This window comes from Paenibacillus sp. FSL R5-0345, assembly GCF_000758585.1.
Lineage (GTDB): Bacteria > Bacillota > Bacilli > Paenibacillales > Paenibacillaceae > Paenibacillus_AQ.
Genome location: NZ_CP009281.1, coordinates 4,483,247 through 4,497,880, shown reverse-complemented (window position 1 = coordinate 4,497,880; position 14,634 = coordinate 4,483,247). Strand labels below are relative to the sequence as shown.

At 45.5% G+C, this 14,634-nt stretch carries 10 protein-coding genes; all 10 read left to right on the top strand.

The genetic code is table 11. The features are described from left to right. Window positions 1–4 precede the first annotated feature (4 nt). The 10 genes from leuD (at window position 5) to R50345_RS19900 (ending at window position 14,624) form a co-directional block, all read left to right on the top strand. Entirely contained in the window at window positions 5–607 is a 603-nt protein-coding gene (leuD, locus tag R50345_RS19945) for a 3-isopropylmalate dehydratase small subunit (RefSeq protein ID WP_042129463.1), read from the top strand. 187 nt (window positions 608–794) lie between these two features. Further along, window positions 795–2,363, top strand: coding sequence for an N-acetylmuramoyl-L-alanine amidase family protein (locus R50345_RS19940; protein ID WP_042129460.1), 1,569 nt, complete (start codon window positions 795–797; stop codon window positions 2,361–2,363). 147 nt (window positions 2,364–2,510) lie between these two features. Continuing rightward, a complete protein-coding gene (locus R50345_RS19935; protein ID WP_042129459.1) occupies window positions 2,511–3,950 on the top strand; it encodes an N-acetylmuramoyl-L-alanine amidase in 1,440 nt (479 codons plus the stop codon). 115 nt (window positions 3,951–4,065) lie between these two features. Then, window positions 4,066–4,725, top strand: coding sequence for a GerMN domain-containing protein (locus tag R50345_RS19930; RefSeq protein ID WP_042129458.1), 660 nt, complete (start codon window positions 4,066–4,068; stop codon window positions 4,723–4,725). Window positions 4,726–4,812: 87 nt separating this feature from the next. Then, window positions 4,813–7,542: an S-layer homology domain-containing protein gene (locus R50345_RS19925; RefSeq protein WP_052414663.1), complete on the top strand. Its 2,730-nt coding sequence runs from the start codon at window positions 4,813–4,815 to the stop codon at window positions 7,540–7,542. 217 nt (window positions 7,543–7,759) lie between these two features. After that, window positions 7,760–8,440 (top strand): endonuclease III, encoded by a 681-nt coding sequence (nth, locus tag R50345_RS19920; RefSeq protein WP_042129457.1) that lies wholly within the window; start codon window positions 7,760–7,762, stop codon window positions 8,438–8,440. A 25-nt stretch (window positions 8,441–8,465) separates the two neighbouring features. After that, a complete protein-coding gene (locus R50345_RS19915) occupies window positions 8,466–8,732 on the top strand; it encodes a hypothetical protein (RefSeq protein WP_042129455.1) in 267 nt (88 codons plus the stop codon). A gap of 411 nt (window positions 8,733–9,143) precedes the next feature. Then, window positions 9,144–12,830, top strand: coding sequence for a dynamin family protein (locus R50345_RS19910; RefSeq protein ID WP_052414662.1), 3,687 nt, complete (start codon window positions 9,144–9,146; stop codon window positions 12,828–12,830). Between the two features lie 149 nt (window positions 12,831–12,979). Next, the gene (gene purT / locus R50345_RS19905) at window positions 12,980–14,170 is read left to right on the top strand and encodes a formate-dependent phosphoribosylglycinamide formyltransferase (RefSeq protein WP_042129454.1); all 1,191 of its coding nucleotides are present in this window, start codon (window positions 12,980–12,982) and stop codon (window positions 14,168–14,170) included. Beyond that, entirely contained in the window at window positions 14,160–14,624 is a 465-nt protein-coding gene (locus R50345_RS19900) for a GNAT family N-acetyltransferase (RefSeq protein WP_231573317.1), read from the top strand. Before purT ends, R50345_RS19900 begins: the two co-directional genes overlap by 11 nt. Window positions 14,625–14,634 lie beyond the last annotated feature (10 nt).

Below are 14,634 nucleotides of genomic sequence, written 5' to 3'. Positions count from 1 at the left end.
AACTATGGATGCTTTTAAAAAATTAACAGGAATTGTTGCACCAGTAGATCGGGTGAATGTAGATACGGATGCGATTATCCCAAAGCAGTTCTTGAAACGGATTGAACGGACTGGATTTGGACAATTTTTGTTCTACGAATGGCGTTTTGATGAGGCTGGTAACGATAATCCTGCCTTTGAAATGAATAAACCACGCTATAAAGATGCTTCTGTCTTGATCTCACGTGCTAACTTTGGCTGTGGTTCGTCACGGGAACATGCACCTTGGGCGATTATGGATTATGGTTTCAGAGTTGTTATTGCACCTTCTTATGCAGATATCTTCTACAACAACTGCTTTAAGAATGGCATTCTGCCGATCAAGCTTTCGGAAGAGCAAGTGGATGAGCTGTTTAATCGGACAGCCGAGCATGATGGCTACCAGTTGACCGTGGACCTTGAAAGCAATACACTTCATGATGAATTTGGACTAAGCATCAGTTTTGATCTGGATGAGCACCGCCGTCAGTTCTTGCTGCAAGGTCTGGATGATATCGGCTTGACCCTTCAACATGCGGATGAAATTGCTGCGTATGAAGAGCGTCATGCGGCTAAGTTATTCTCTTAATAGTAGGGTATGACTGGTTTTATTCTTAATTTTTACAAAAATTACGCAAAACTTCTATTTCCGGGTCACGGAAATAGAAGTTTTTTTTGCTATAATCAAAATATTCATTGGTTATTAAGGAAACATTTGGTGATTTCTGTCGTCTAAGTATTTATCTAGAACTATCACTTGCAGAAGGAGCGGGAAAATGAGAAGAGTTGGGTATCGAACGTTGCTGCTATTGTTGCTGCCATTATTATTACTATCATTCACTGGACGTGAAGCTGCCGCAGCTAGTAGTAGCTCAGGCAGAATTATTATGGATAATCAAGAGCTTACTTTACCAAAAGGAATTAAACTTGAGAACGTCAATGGCAGTGTTATGATCCCTGTCAGAGTGGTAGTGGAGAATCTTGGATTTGAGGTTTTATGGGAGCAGCAGGCCCGCAAAGTAACGGTTCACCAAGATGGAAAAAGCATTGAGCTGGCTGTAGGACGAAAAACAGCTGATGCGGATGGAGTAACGTTTGATTTAAACGCAGCACCCAAGCAAAGCGGTGGTACAGTTCTCGTTCCGATTCGCTTCGTAAGTGAGCAGTTCGGGCTCAAGGTTGGCTGGGATAATAGCGATAAAACGGTCTATTTGACGGGTGGACAAGCTTCGGTGGCTACACCTGAGGGAACCGTTACTAGTCCTACAGCAACAAGTACGCCTTCTCCAACTCAGATTACTACACCCGGCATGGATAATGGCACAAGCGCTGGAAGTGTTGTGCCCTCACCGACACCACAATCATCTTCCGTACCAGGAAGCACTGGTGTGAATGCAGCAGGTCCGCTTGTAAATGGGGCAGCCTTCACTGAGAATCGATTAATCATCGCTGTTTCTGGGGCTGCTAAACCTAGCATCACAAAAATGAGCAGTCCAGATCGAATCGTCGTAGATTTTCCCGGTGCGGCTTTTGCTCCTGATTTCGTAGGAGGCCTACCGAGTATTACGACAAACGGAAGTCCGCAAGGGAAGCTGGATGTTACTGGTTACCCTCTAGTTTCTGAGATCCGGTATGCGTTGTTCAGTGTAAGTCCTTCTACTGTTAGGTTCGTGATTCAAACGGTCGGGAGCCAGCCTTATCAATTAAGTACGGATGAAAGTACTGGACTGGTGACACTAGATTTGAATGTTACAGGCAGTGAAGGGAATACCTCAGGTGGTAGTGGAATGACAGGAAAGCCAGTTGTAGTTCTCGACGCGGGTCATGGAGGGTCACAATCAGGAGCAGTCAGCCTCACAGGTAAACTGGAAAAAGACTTCAATTTAGCTGTTATCCGTAAAGTACAAGCACTGTTGATGCAAGAAGCTTTGGTTGACGTCGTATTTACTAGGACTGAAGATATTACGTTAGGTCTTCAGGACCGTGTGAATATCGCAGAAGCTGCAAAGGCTAATCTATTTATTTCAGTTCATGGGAATTCACTGGAGCAGGGTTATCCGAATAGAGATAAAATAAATGGCAGCGAAACGTACTATTCGCGTAGTGGGAGTCTGCCGCTTGCACAGATTATGCACAAACATCTGATAGCTGGTACTGGATTCAAGGACAACGGAGTAAGAACGAAAAGTCTGCATGTTACAAGAGAAACAAGTATGCCGGCAGTACTTCTAGAAGTGGGGTATCTTACTAATTCAGGAAATGAATCAGGGATGTATAGTGAGCAGCTTCAAGACAAATTAGCGAGGGAAATTGTAGCTGGTATTAAGGAATATTTAGGACTTTAATGCTTAATGTTGGTGAGATTTCTCAATTTTTATGGAATATATTCGCAACCTTTATAGATTATTAGCGTCTAATAGAGGTCTGAGGTTGACGTAGACAGGCCATCACGATCGCCATTCACAGGCGAATACTAGATTTAGAGGTGAAGAATGAAGAAATTCAGTTTGATGTTGTTTTTGTTGCTCTTAGTTTTTGTTTTGCCTGAGAACGGACATGCTGCTGCCGGGAATAGCAAGATTTATCTGGACGGCAAGGAGCTGACCGCAGGGCAAAATGTCCCGGTTGAGAATGTGAATGATACAATCATGGTGCCGTTAAGGTTGATCTCTGAAAGCCTTGGATATAACGTGGGATGGGATCAGAAGAGCAAGACGGTAACGATTGAACAGCAAGGAAAGGTCATCAAACTGGTTGTGAATCAAAAGACAGCCTCAGTTGATGACAAGACATTAACGCTTACCACGGCACCAATCCTTCGTAGTAATACGACACTTGTACCGATTCGATTCATAAGTGAACAGTTTGGATTGAATGTCTCGTGGGACAACGTGAAGAAGAGTGTATATCTTATTACCCCAGGATCCTCAAATGATAACGGTAGTTCTGGTGGAAATACTGAAAATGGTGGATCTGAGGTTGTACCCCCAGTAGATCCTTCTAAGAATTTAACGATGGTAAATGGTGTGAGTTTTAGTGAAAATCGTTTGAGTATTGCGATAGAGGGTAATTCAGCACCGAAAGTGACGGCGATGACTGGACCGGATCGGTTAGTGGTTGATTTTCCTAATGCTACTTTCTCCGATCTGTTCGGAACTGGACAAGTTCTTGACCCTGACCTGAATGGTAAACTGGAAGTAACGGATTATCCTGATGTTTCTGGAGTTCGTTATTCTCTTTACAACACTAACCCTTATACAGTACGTTTTGTGATTGATTTGAATCATCCTAAAAATTATAACGTAAGCGTTTCTGGCACCGATTCTAAGCTGGTCATCATTGATCTGAATGCAGAAGATACGGGAGATACTTCAACACAGCCAGGTAAGGACGGTAAGAAGCTTGTAGTACTGGATGCAGGGCACGGAGCTAAGGATTCTGGAGCAGTTGGAGTCACTGGCAAATACGAGAAGAATTTTAATTTAGCTATAGTGCTTAAGGCAGCTGCTTTGCTTAAAAAAGAGAGTAATATCGACGTTGTGTTGACGCGTAGTGACGATACTTTCTTGGAACTTAAGGATCGTGCGGCAATGGCTAATAATTTAAAGGCAGACCTATTTATTTCTGTACATGCCAATAGTTCAGGATCCTCGGCGGCAAGTGGAACAGAAACTTATTATCAACGGGAAGCCAGTAAGGCATTGGCGAACGTGATGCATAAATATCTTGTTCAAGCTACAGGACTTAGCGATCGCGGTGTACGTTACGGTAATTTCCATGTAATTCGTGAAACGAAAATGCCTGCAGTTTTACTTGAAGTAGGGTACCTGAGTAACAAAAAAGATGAGGCGTTGCTCTTTACAGATGCACTTCAAAATAAAGTTGCTGCTTCAATGGTGAGTGGAATTAAGGAATATTTGGGTATAAAATAACAGACCAGTGGCAGACGAGCGCCGCAAAGTCAGCTTTCTGCTTTTGTTTTTAAAAGGCAAGAAGTGGTTTTGCGGTACCTGTCTGCCCGTATTCATCTAGAGGAGGCGTTTATTAATGATGAAACAAAAATGGACTATGGTTGGGGTTGCCGCGCTGCTCCTGCTAGTGATCGCTGGCTGTGGAGACAAGCCTACAGCAGCTCCAGCAAACGGTGTGGAGACAGATAGTACTAATGTTGTAAGCGGTGCTGGAGAAAGTACTCCGGCTCCAAGTGAAGATCCAGGAAACGAAGTGGCTAGCACTCCGCAACCGACAGCAGACAATACTAGTGCAGAAACCCAGCCTACTGCGAAGCCAGTAGCAGATGAGAAGCAAAAACAGAGTCTGAGTATAGAAGCTTATTATACGAATTCACAAGTTATGGATCTGATTCCTGCTAAGACTAGCATTAGCTTCTCTGACGATGTTGAGAAATATACAGAGACATTCAAAGCATTGCAAAGTAACGAGAATACTGAGCTTGTATCGTTATGGGGTAAGATTGAGCTGAAATCGTTAAAGTTTGTGGATGGTCAAATTGTGATGGATATTCATAAACCGGATGAAGCACAGCTGGGTGCTGGTGGGGAGTCCTTAGCGATTTCTTCACTTGCCAAAACCTATTTTCAATTTGATGAAGTGAAAAGTATCGAAGTTTTGGTAGACGGTGAAAAGGTTGAAAGCTTGATGGGTCATGTGGACCTAATGCATCCTATGACTAGAGATAATAGCTAATTGTTATTACAACAAAGGAATACAGCATCTAACTGACGAACTTTAAGGTATACTATTTATTTGTGTCACAGAGAGGGGAATAATCTATTGTCCGCGCAAAAAAGGTCAAAACGTCCATTGAAGACTTATTCTACTAAAGCAGTATCGGCTGTTATGGCTGGTGCCATGATTTTTGGCGGCACAAGCGCAGTGTTTGCAGATACAGCAACGACAGCAGCAACAACCACAACACAATCGGTAGGCATTTTTAGCGATGTGAAAACAGGCTTCTGGGCTGAAAAGCATATTTATAAACTTGCATCACAGGGAATTGTGGTTGGTAATAATGGTTTGTTCCGCCCTGGCGATTCTGTAACTCAACAAGAAGCTGTGCTTATGGCATTACGTTTTATGAAGTTGCAGGATAAAGTGGATACTTCTTCAACAGTTGCCTTACCTAATGATTTTAAGGTTACGAATTATTACAAGGATTATGTAGTGTTGGCCTTTCAACAAGGCCTGCTTGATAAGGCAACCGAAATGGCTCCAGATAATCTGAAGACTTCTTGGGGAGAGCGTAAAGCGTCCCGCGAATGGATTGCTGAACTCCTAATTCGTGCACTAGGAAAAACTGCAGATGCAGCCGTAGCAGCTAGTGAGCCGACAGGTTTTGCGGATGATGCTAAAGTGTCTGCAAACAAAAGAGGCTACATCAACGTTGCTGTTGATCTGAAACTAGCCAATGGTCTTGATGGTAATCGCTTTGATCCACAAGGGGCTGTGACCCGTGCTCAATTGGCAACCTTTTTCAGCCGTGCGGAAGCTCACAATACGGTTGAATATGACAACACGGTATCAGGAACAATCAGTCAATTAGCAGATGGAAAACTATCCGTTTATAACAATGGAAAGACTTCTACATATAACCTGGGAGCGAGCACCGCTTATTACACAAGCGCTTCTGAAAGTAGAATAAATCTAAGTGATATCCAACCTTACACAAAGGTTACTGTAATTGGAGCGACATATAACGCAGCTTATGTTGAAGTGACAGACCCTACACAACAAGTGGAGAGCCTTTCCGGAAACTTCGCAATGGTAGCACCTGGTAATAAGCTATGGCTGAAATCAGCTACTGGGTTCACTGAATATTACTACGATGAAACGACTACCTTTGTAGATGCGAATGGGACTTCAATTGAACCTGCTTCGCTGGTAGCAGACAGCATAGTTACGTTACAGCGTGAAACTTATAGCGGTTCACATAAAGTGGTCAACGTTCAAGTGACTTCAGGCGTTATTAACAAAACGACGACAGGTACCGTTCAAAGCATAGATCTTACTGGGAAAAGCATTACGTTTAAAAATGCTGCTGGTACGGTGGAAACCTTTAAATGGGAAGATGGCACTTCATTATTCAGCTCGCAATCATCAGTACTGCAGCCAGCAGATTTAAAGACAGGTGCTGCTGTTAAATATACGATTAAGGAAAACGTGATACGTACTGTAGAAGTGACAGAGGGTGTTGAACGGACAGTTCAAGGTGTACTTACGGAACTGAGCAATTCAACAGTTGTTTATAAAAAAACGGACGGAACACTTGAAGTTAAACTGTTAGGCACGAAGCCGGTGATTGTTATTCCGAATATGAATAGCGCCGTGGCTGATGATCTTATAGCTGATAAAGTAGGTGGGGACAAAATTCAGCTTACGCTAAACAGCAGTGACCAGGTCACAAAAATTGAAGTGTTAAGTCGTCAAATTGAGCAGTATAGTGGAGCGACGGTTATTGACTATAATACAAAAACACAGCTGTTGACAGTTCTGGATGTTGATAAAAAGGCACATGTCGTTCAGTTGGATGAAAAAACAAAATTGTTGATTGAAGGCGTACTTCCTAATTTAACGAATGCCGGTACGAAACTTGTTGAGAACCGTAAAGTAAATTTAACGGCAATAGGTCAACGGGCTTTGTCTTTGGAAATTGTCACAAAGTACGAAGGAACTTTGTCTGCTGTTAATACTACTTCTAGAACAATTGTATTGAAGCTTAAAGATGGCGGGCAAACTATAACACTGCCATATCCACAATTAGTTGATCTTTTTGGGAAGACTAATCCATCCTTAAGTGATGTCCCTGTTGGTAGTAATGTGACAGCCTCACTGACAACTAGTCAGGATCTCATTGCAGTATTGAAAGTAAAGACCGTTCTTCAGGTTGAAGCAGCAACTGTTAATTCTGGAACCAACCGTGTAAGCATTAAGTGGAACGGGGGGACCAGTGAAATTAATACTGCGGCGCTCCCAATAACTAATGAAGCCGGTGAGAGCATTAAGATAACCGCTTTGAAATCAGGAGATTATCTGAATGTGACTTTTGATGGAAGCGCACCGCTCTCTATTCAGGCCGTCAAGCTTACAACGGGTCAGATTAGTTCAGTAGGAGCAGCAACCAACAGCTTAATTGTGAAGGAGTATGCTGGAGCAGCACAAAACTTTACTGTAGGTGGAGTTAGAATCATACGTGATGGTGCGACAACAACGGCTCTTAGTAACTTAACAACAGCGGACAGAGTGGAGATTCGGAAAGATACGGATGGAGTGACAGTCATTCGAGTGTTACCACAGTTAACTCGTTCATTCTCTCGCTTTGACAGTACGACGAACTCATTGGTGACGAAGAGAGCTAATCTGAACGATAAGTATCAGTTCACACTTGCTTCAAATGTATATATTCATCAAGGAGATACGACATTGTCCGTGCAATCTCTGAAAGAAAATGATAATATTATAATGTATTTCAATAATGATATCGTGGTTGAAATTGTGAAACAATAGTAGCAATGGTGGATTTCCGAGTGAATCACCGTCTTGACACAGGAGCTTTGCCTGCGTCAAGACGTTTTTTTTGAAATATAAGAAAGTTTAAGAGTTGTATTTTCTTGAAATGTATGAAACCATACGTTATAATACAGACTTTGCTTATATTTCTTTACATTAGAGGACACGCTCGTGTAAGTTTTACTGAGCGTAATCGCTCCGTGGAGGGGACACTATGAAAGTTGCAGAGGTCCGCCACATCCTGGATACAATTGGAGACTTGTTCCCTGATGCACATTGCGAGCTCAATCACAGTAATGCTTTTGAATTAACGATAGCGGTACTGTTGTCAGCCCAATGTACGGATGCAACGGTGAACAAAGTGACCGAGGACCTGTTCCAAAAGTACAAAGCCCCCATCGATTATATTTCTGTACCGCTGGAGGAATTGGAGGGGGATATCCGGCGCATCGGCTTATATCGTAACAAAGCTAAGCATATCCAAAGCCTATGCTCTATACTCATAGAACGGTATGGTGGCGAGGTGCCTGAGGCTCATGACTTGCTTGTAACGTTGCCCGGTGTAGGTCGTAAAACCGCAAACGTAGTAGTATCCAACGCTTTTGGAGTTCCTGCCATTGCAGTGGACACGCATGTGGAGAGGGTTGCCAAACGACTTGCGCTAGCAGGCTGGAAAGATTCTGTGCTGGAAGTGGAAAAGAAGCTGATGAAGGCTGTGCCACGTGACGAATGGACGATCACTCATCACCGGCTTATCTTTTTCGGACGATATCACTGCAAGGCACAGAACCCAAAATGTCAAGTTTGTCCGCTCCTTGATGTATGTCGAGAGGGCAAAAAACGTATGAAAACAGCAGTTGTCAGGAAAGCTAAAGATCATACGTCAATAAGTTAGAGTTGAAGAAGAGGATGGGATAGAGATGAAATGCATTTCTGTATACACAGATAATTTTGAAGTGTTCTCTGATATTTTTGATCGCGTAGTGGAAAGCCCACTCGAAGAGAACGAAGAGCAAGAAGTAGAAGGTATCACGATCAGTCATTCCGGTGACGTTCCTGAACACTATTTTGAGCGTATGTCAGTGAAACCTGAGGTTGTCGTAATGAGAGATAAATCTCGTGGGTTGACTATTCTGCAGCACGGAAAAGTATTCGAAATTCTGTTACCTGTTTCGGAAACTGCATAAGTTAAAAAATGTTAAAAGGAGTCAGCCCTCAGGTTGGCTCCTTTTTTGTTGCTTACTTTTTAGCGATAATAGCAGAAAGATGTTTTAATAACCTCATTTCGTAAGAGATGATAGGTTATTTTGTAAGTAGTGTGTATTTAATTTGTGTCAAACTGGTGATAAACTGTAATTATTATTTATAAAAAAGGTTTCGCATGACATCTCAGAAATTACACCGTTATAAACATTGTATAAATTTAAATGCCTTCAGCGTCCTTATAAGGACGGCAAGCGTTTAAGCGAGAAATATAAGGATAATGAATAGTGTGAAACATATACTTTCTTATATTTTAAAAATGAGTCTGATTTCGTATTCTTGAATGGGTAATATTCAAAGCATGATTAGATGGTAACAGTGGAGGTGGAGAGTCAGTGAGAGCGGAACAGGTTAGCATTCAGAAAGAGACATTAAATGAAACAGCATCGCTGCTTTTCCAGTTGCGTAGATTAATGCATCGCTGGGGCGATGAAGGATCTGAACGTATATATGAAGATTTACAGCATAAAGAGGGTGGGAATGAACTGACCCTTGCTTTTTGCGGGCATTTTTCGGCAGGGAAATCCAGTATGATCAATCTCCTATGCGGCAGTTCAGTGCTGCCTTCGGGACCTGTGCCGACTAGTGCCAATATTGTCTCTATTCGCAGTGGAGTTCCGCGAGTGCTTATTTATCCTAGGGTTGAAGGAAGTGAAAATGAACCTTCACCTATAGAGACAACTCCAGAAAGATTACAGGAATACTGTCGAAACGGTGGCGAATATTCCGCGATTGAGGTATGGAATGAGATACCGCTGCTAGGTAAGGATGGCGTTTTATTGGATACACCTGGTGTAGATTCGACGGATGATGGTCATCAGGCGGCGACTCGTTCCGCGCTGCATTTAGCGGATGTTGTATTTTATGTAATGGATTATAACCATGTACAGTCAGAGAATAATTTGGCCTTTGCCAAAAATCTTAGCGACTGGGGTAAACCTTTGTATCTGATCGTTAATCAGATCGACAAGCACAGGGAACAAGAAATTTCTATTGAGGAATATAAACGTCAACTTGAAAATGCTTTTGAACAATGGGGGATTCATTGTGCTGGAATTCTGTTCACCTCTCTCAAAAAGAAAGAGCATCCACTTAATCATTGGGATCATCTACTCATCCTAATAACAGAACTATTGGAACAAAAGGAACAACTACTTCAATATAGCCTGTCTCGTTCCATCCATCATACAGCGGACGCTTCTTTAACTGCATTCCGTGAAGATCAGCAGGAGGAGAAAGCAGCTCTCCTTGAAGAATTGGAAGGTGCGAATGCAGAGACGGTGACGAAGGAACTGAAGTCGCTAGAAGAAGAGCAGAAACAACTCGAGGAGTTGCCTCAGCAGTCGCGATCGAGCTTGCGAACGGGTCTCGACACCTTACTGAATAATGCTAATCTAATGCCTGCGGATGTAAGAGAGGCATCAGGAAACTATATCGAGAGTGCCAGCCCTACGTTTCGGTTAGGGTTTTTCTCTACGGCTGCGCGGCGGGAGAAGGAACAAAGTAAACGACTGGCAGTCTGGCAAGGACTGTTGACCCGAGAGATTTCCGCTCAGCTGGAATGGCATTTGATTCAGCTGGTTCGTGATTGGGCGGAGAGTCTCGGGCTGTGGGAGGAGGAGGCGGAGACGACTCTGAAGCAAGGGTTCCCGGCGGTGAGCCAGGAGTGGCTGGCGGCTGCAGTTAAGCCGGGAACGGGGTATAGCGGCGAGGCGCTGCTCAATTTCTGCCGCACCCTTGCGGCTGATATTAAGAGCCAGTTCCGCCGTGCCGTCTTAGCGGTGAGCGATGAGCTGTTAGCGAAGCTGCCACCGCTCATGGATGATCGGCGCGCGGAACTCCAGCGCCGAGAACAAGCTCTTGCGCGGCAGTCGCGCGCCGTAGCTGCGCTAGCCGCCCTGGACCGCGCGGCTGACGCCCGCGCGCACGAGCTCGCGGCGCTGCTGCCGCCGCGCCGGCCCCTCACCCCCGGCATCCTGCCGGAGGTGAGGGTCACCCCGCGTGCGGCCGCGCAAAGCGCCGCACCGCGGGAGGTCCAGCCGCCGCAAAGCGTAGCGGCTGGAAGTGCCGCCGCCGCAAGCTGGGCAGCGGGCACGGCTTCGCCGGCGGGCGGGCGCCGCCGGCTATCGGCAGCCGCTGACGCGCTGGCGGCTGCGGCAGAGCTGCTGCGCCGCGAGCCTGCGATGGCATCGGCGGCGCGGAGTCTGGCCGCACGGGCGGAGGATCTCGCCGGCGGCCGCTTTACCCTCGCGCTGTTCGGTGCGTTCAGCGCGGGTAAGTCCTCCTTCGCCAACGCTTTGCTCGGCGAAGAAGTGCTGCCCGTGTCTCCACATCCCGCCACGGCTGCGGTCAACCGCATATTGGCGCCGGAAGGAGACTTCCGTCATGCCAGCGCGGTTGTAACGATGAAGACCATGGCAGATTTCTGGGATGACATCTGCCATTCGTTCAATGTGCTGCAGCTGGGTGAACCACAGCAGAACTCATGGACAACAGTTCTTGCAAGCTTGCCTGCAAGAGGAATTCATCCGTCTGCGTTGCCCCATGCTGGATTTCTACGGGCAGCAGCGGCTGGCTGGGCAGAAGCCGAGCCTCTGCTTGGAACAGTTCGAACTGTGGATCTGGAAGAATACCGAAGCCTTGTAGCCGAGGAAACTCGGGCCTGCTTTGTACAGGGGATTGATTTGTATTATGCCTGCCCCTTGACCGAAAGCGGGATTGTACTCGTGGATACACCAGGAGCCGATTCGTTGCATGCCCGTCATACCGGCGTAACCTTTAATTACATGAAAAATGCGGACGCAATATGTTTTGTTACCTACTACAACCACGCCTTTTCAAAAGCAGATCGAGGTTTGCTAGCACAGCTGGGCCGTATTAAAGATAGCTTTGCACTTGATAAAATGTTCTTTATTATCAATGCTTCCGATCTTGCTTCTAGTGAAGATGAATTGGAAGAGGTACGAGAGCATGTCGCTCAAAATTTACGTGCAGGTGGCTTACGTTCACCGAGAATTTACGCGCTCTCTAGCTTGCTGGCTCTGGAAGGTAAAACTCAGCATAATTATGAACGCTATGAGGCTTCCCGTTTCCATCATTTCGAGCAAGCCTTATCCAGCTTTGCGGGAGATGAACTTCCTCAGCTTTCACTTAATGCAGCTGCAGAGAGTATTGCATCTGTTCGCCGCAGGGCGGAAGAGTGGCAGAATCTCGCTTCCATGGCGGCAAACGAGCGCGAAGCAGGATTAAAAGAAATGCAAGAACGTCGTCAATTAGCATTGAAACGGCTATCCCTATTGGAGACAGAAGAACGTCCTGGTAGAGATCTAGTACATGAAGGAGAGGAGCTGATCTATCATGTGTGTCAGCGGATTAGCTTCTCCTTCACTAGAAATTTTCAAGAGTCTTTCCACCCCTCCTTGCTGCGTGAGGATGCAGGAAATTTAAAAGCTATCTTCGCTGCATGTGGTGCAGAGCTGATGCGTACCACTCAGCGTGAATTGGAGCAAGAGCTATGGGCGACAACGCTGCGACTGGAGAATACTGGGCGCAGACTTGTTCATGAAGCTGCCGAAGCGGCTGCTGCTGAGCTGCGCTTCTCTACGCAGGAGTTTCAGCTGATGGAGAATGAAGAAACGGCATGGCCATCTCCTAGTGAGCTGGAATGTCAGCTTCAGTCCGTGGAATGGTCAACCTTATGGGGACATTTTAAATCTCCCCGCTACTTCTTTGAAGGCGCTGGCCGGGAGCAAGTCAAAGGTGCGGCTGAGCCTCTTGTGAAAGAAGCTGTTAATGTTGCGGCGGCAGAGCAGAAGAAAAAATTACTTGCACATTATGTCGAATGCATTGCCAATGAATTAAAGGCCGCTTCAGAACATCTTCAAGAAGGGATGGCGGAGCAAGAGAAAGCGATGCTGGATCTCCTTAAAGGAGGTGAGTCCGCAGATCATTGGGGCCAGTTAGGTCACCAATTATCTCTCTTGGAACAATCTTTTGTTGATAGATTGGACAAAAATCTTTGAAATTTGTAGGAAATTGTCGAAGAACACTTGCAATCTGGCGTATGATGGATGAAAATAAAGAAGCCTGAAAATATACAAAGAAACTGTTCCGTTTTCAGAAATTTATGGAAACGTGATAGTCAATTTGCCGAAAGAGGTTGAAATCGACAATGTGGGGAGCTCCTTTTTCAGCTCAAAGCCGCAAGCTGCTGCTGCTGGGCAGCGGGGAACTGGGTAAGGAAGTCATAATCGAAGCTCAACGTCTTGGCGTAGAGACCGTAGCTGTAGACCGTTATAGCGATGCACCAGCGATGGGTGTAGCTCATCGTTCACATGTTATTGATATGCTGGATGCAGAGGCGCTTAAAACGCTTATTCGCTCAGAAAAACCGGATGTTATTGTTCCGGAAATTGAAGCAATTGCCACTCATGCTCTTCAAGAGCTTGAAGAGGAAGGTTTCTTCGTTGTTCCGACCGCACGAGCGGCTCGTCTGACCATGGACAGAGAAGGCATTCGCCGACTTGCTGCTGAAGAACTTGGATTGCCAACAGCGGATTATCGTTTTGCAGATAGTCTGGAAGAGCTGCATCAAGCCGTTGCAGAACTAGGCACTCCTTGTGTCATCAAGCCAATTATGAGTTCTTCTGGCAAAGGGCAAAGTGTTTGTAAAAGACCAGAGGATGCGGAAGAGTGCTGGAACACTGCTTTGGATGGAGCTAGAGCCAAAGGAACACGTGTGATCGTGGAAGCCTTTGTTACCTTTGAGAGCGAGATTACACTCTTGACGGTAAGGTCCGTGTCTGGCACGATATTTTGTCCGCCTATTGGGCATATTCAGAAGGATGGAGATTATGTCGAATCATGGCAGCCTCACTTTATGAAGCCGGAACTACTAGATGAAGCTCAGTCTATTGCCAAAGCAGTTACGGATCAGCTCGGAGGATTCGGTATTTTTGGAGTGGAGCTTTTCTTGACGGATCAAGGCGTATTGTTTAGTGAAGTGTCACCCAGACCTCATGATACAGGGATGGTGACGATGGCGACGCAGGATTTATCTCAATTTGCAGTGCATGTCAGAGCTATTCTTGGATTTCCAGTCCAATCAGTTCAATTACTGACACCAGGTGCCTCAGCAACGCTGAAGGCTGAAGGAGAAGGACGAGCTTTTGTTGTGACTGGAATTGGTGAAGCTTTGGAGTTACCTAGAACTCAGGTTCGGGTATTTGGTAAACCAGAAGTCCGTCCTGGGCGGCGGATGGCAGTGGCGTTAAGTGCGGCGGAAGATGTGGAAATCGCGCGGACGGTAGCCAAGCAGGCAGCGTCTATGCTAAAAGTGGAGGTAAATGAGGATGAACAGTAGTACCATGGCACCTGTACTGGAAATTCGCAAATGCGGCTTGAATGATCTGGAGAGAGTTACAGCGCTTCTGCGGGAATTCGGCTATCCAACAACGCTTAGCGTGATGAAAGAGAGACTCGAAAGCATGGAGAATAACCATCTCCAATGCACGCTTGTTGCAGAACTAAACAATGAAGTTGTGGGAATGGTCGGTCTTAGACAGGTAATCTCGTATTACAAACAAACAGATTGTATCACTGAGATTACTGCACTTATCGTATCAGAAGAACTCAGAGGAAACGGACTCGGTAAAAGACTTGTGGCCGCAGCAGAAGAATGGGCACGTGAGCAAGGTTGCTGTCAGCTCTTCTTGAGAAGTGGTAACCGCGTAGAGCGCGCACCGGCACATGCTTTTTATCGTCATTTAGGTTTCGAAAAGACAGCAGGTTATCGCTTTAACAAAGCGTTGCTATAATACTTATAGG

Excerpts from the sequence above, each read along its gene's own strand:
- leuD (WP_042129463.1), top strand. The coding sequence starts at position 5 with ATGGATGCTTTTAAAAAATTAACAGGAATTGTTGCACCAGTAGATCGG.
- R50345_RS19940 (WP_042129460.1), top strand. The coding sequence starts at position 795 with ATGAGAAGAGTTGGGTATCGAACGTTGCTGCTATTGTTGCTGCCATTA.
- R50345_RS19935 (WP_042129459.1), top strand. The coding sequence starts at position 2,511 with ATGAAGAAATTCAGTTTGATGTTGTTTTTGTTGCTCTTAGTTTTTGTT.
- R50345_RS19930 (WP_042129458.1), top strand. The coding sequence starts at position 4,066 with ATGATGAAACAAAAATGGACTATGGTTGGGGTTGCCGCGCTGCTCCTG.
- nth (WP_042129457.1), top strand. The coding sequence starts at position 7,760 with ATGAAAGTTGCAGAGGTCCGCCACATCCTGGATACAATTGGAGACTTG.
- R50345_RS19915 (WP_042129455.1), top strand. The coding sequence starts at position 8,466 with ATGAAATGCATTTCTGTATACACAGATAATTTTGAAGTGTTCTCTGAT.
- purT (WP_042129454.1), top strand. The coding sequence starts at position 12,980 with ATGTGGGGAGCTCCTTTTTCAGCTCAAAGCCGCAAGCTGCTGCTGCTG.
- R50345_RS19900 (WP_231573317.1), top strand. The coding sequence starts at position 14,160 with ATGAACAGTAGTACCATGGCACCTGTACTGGAAATTCGCAAATGCGGC.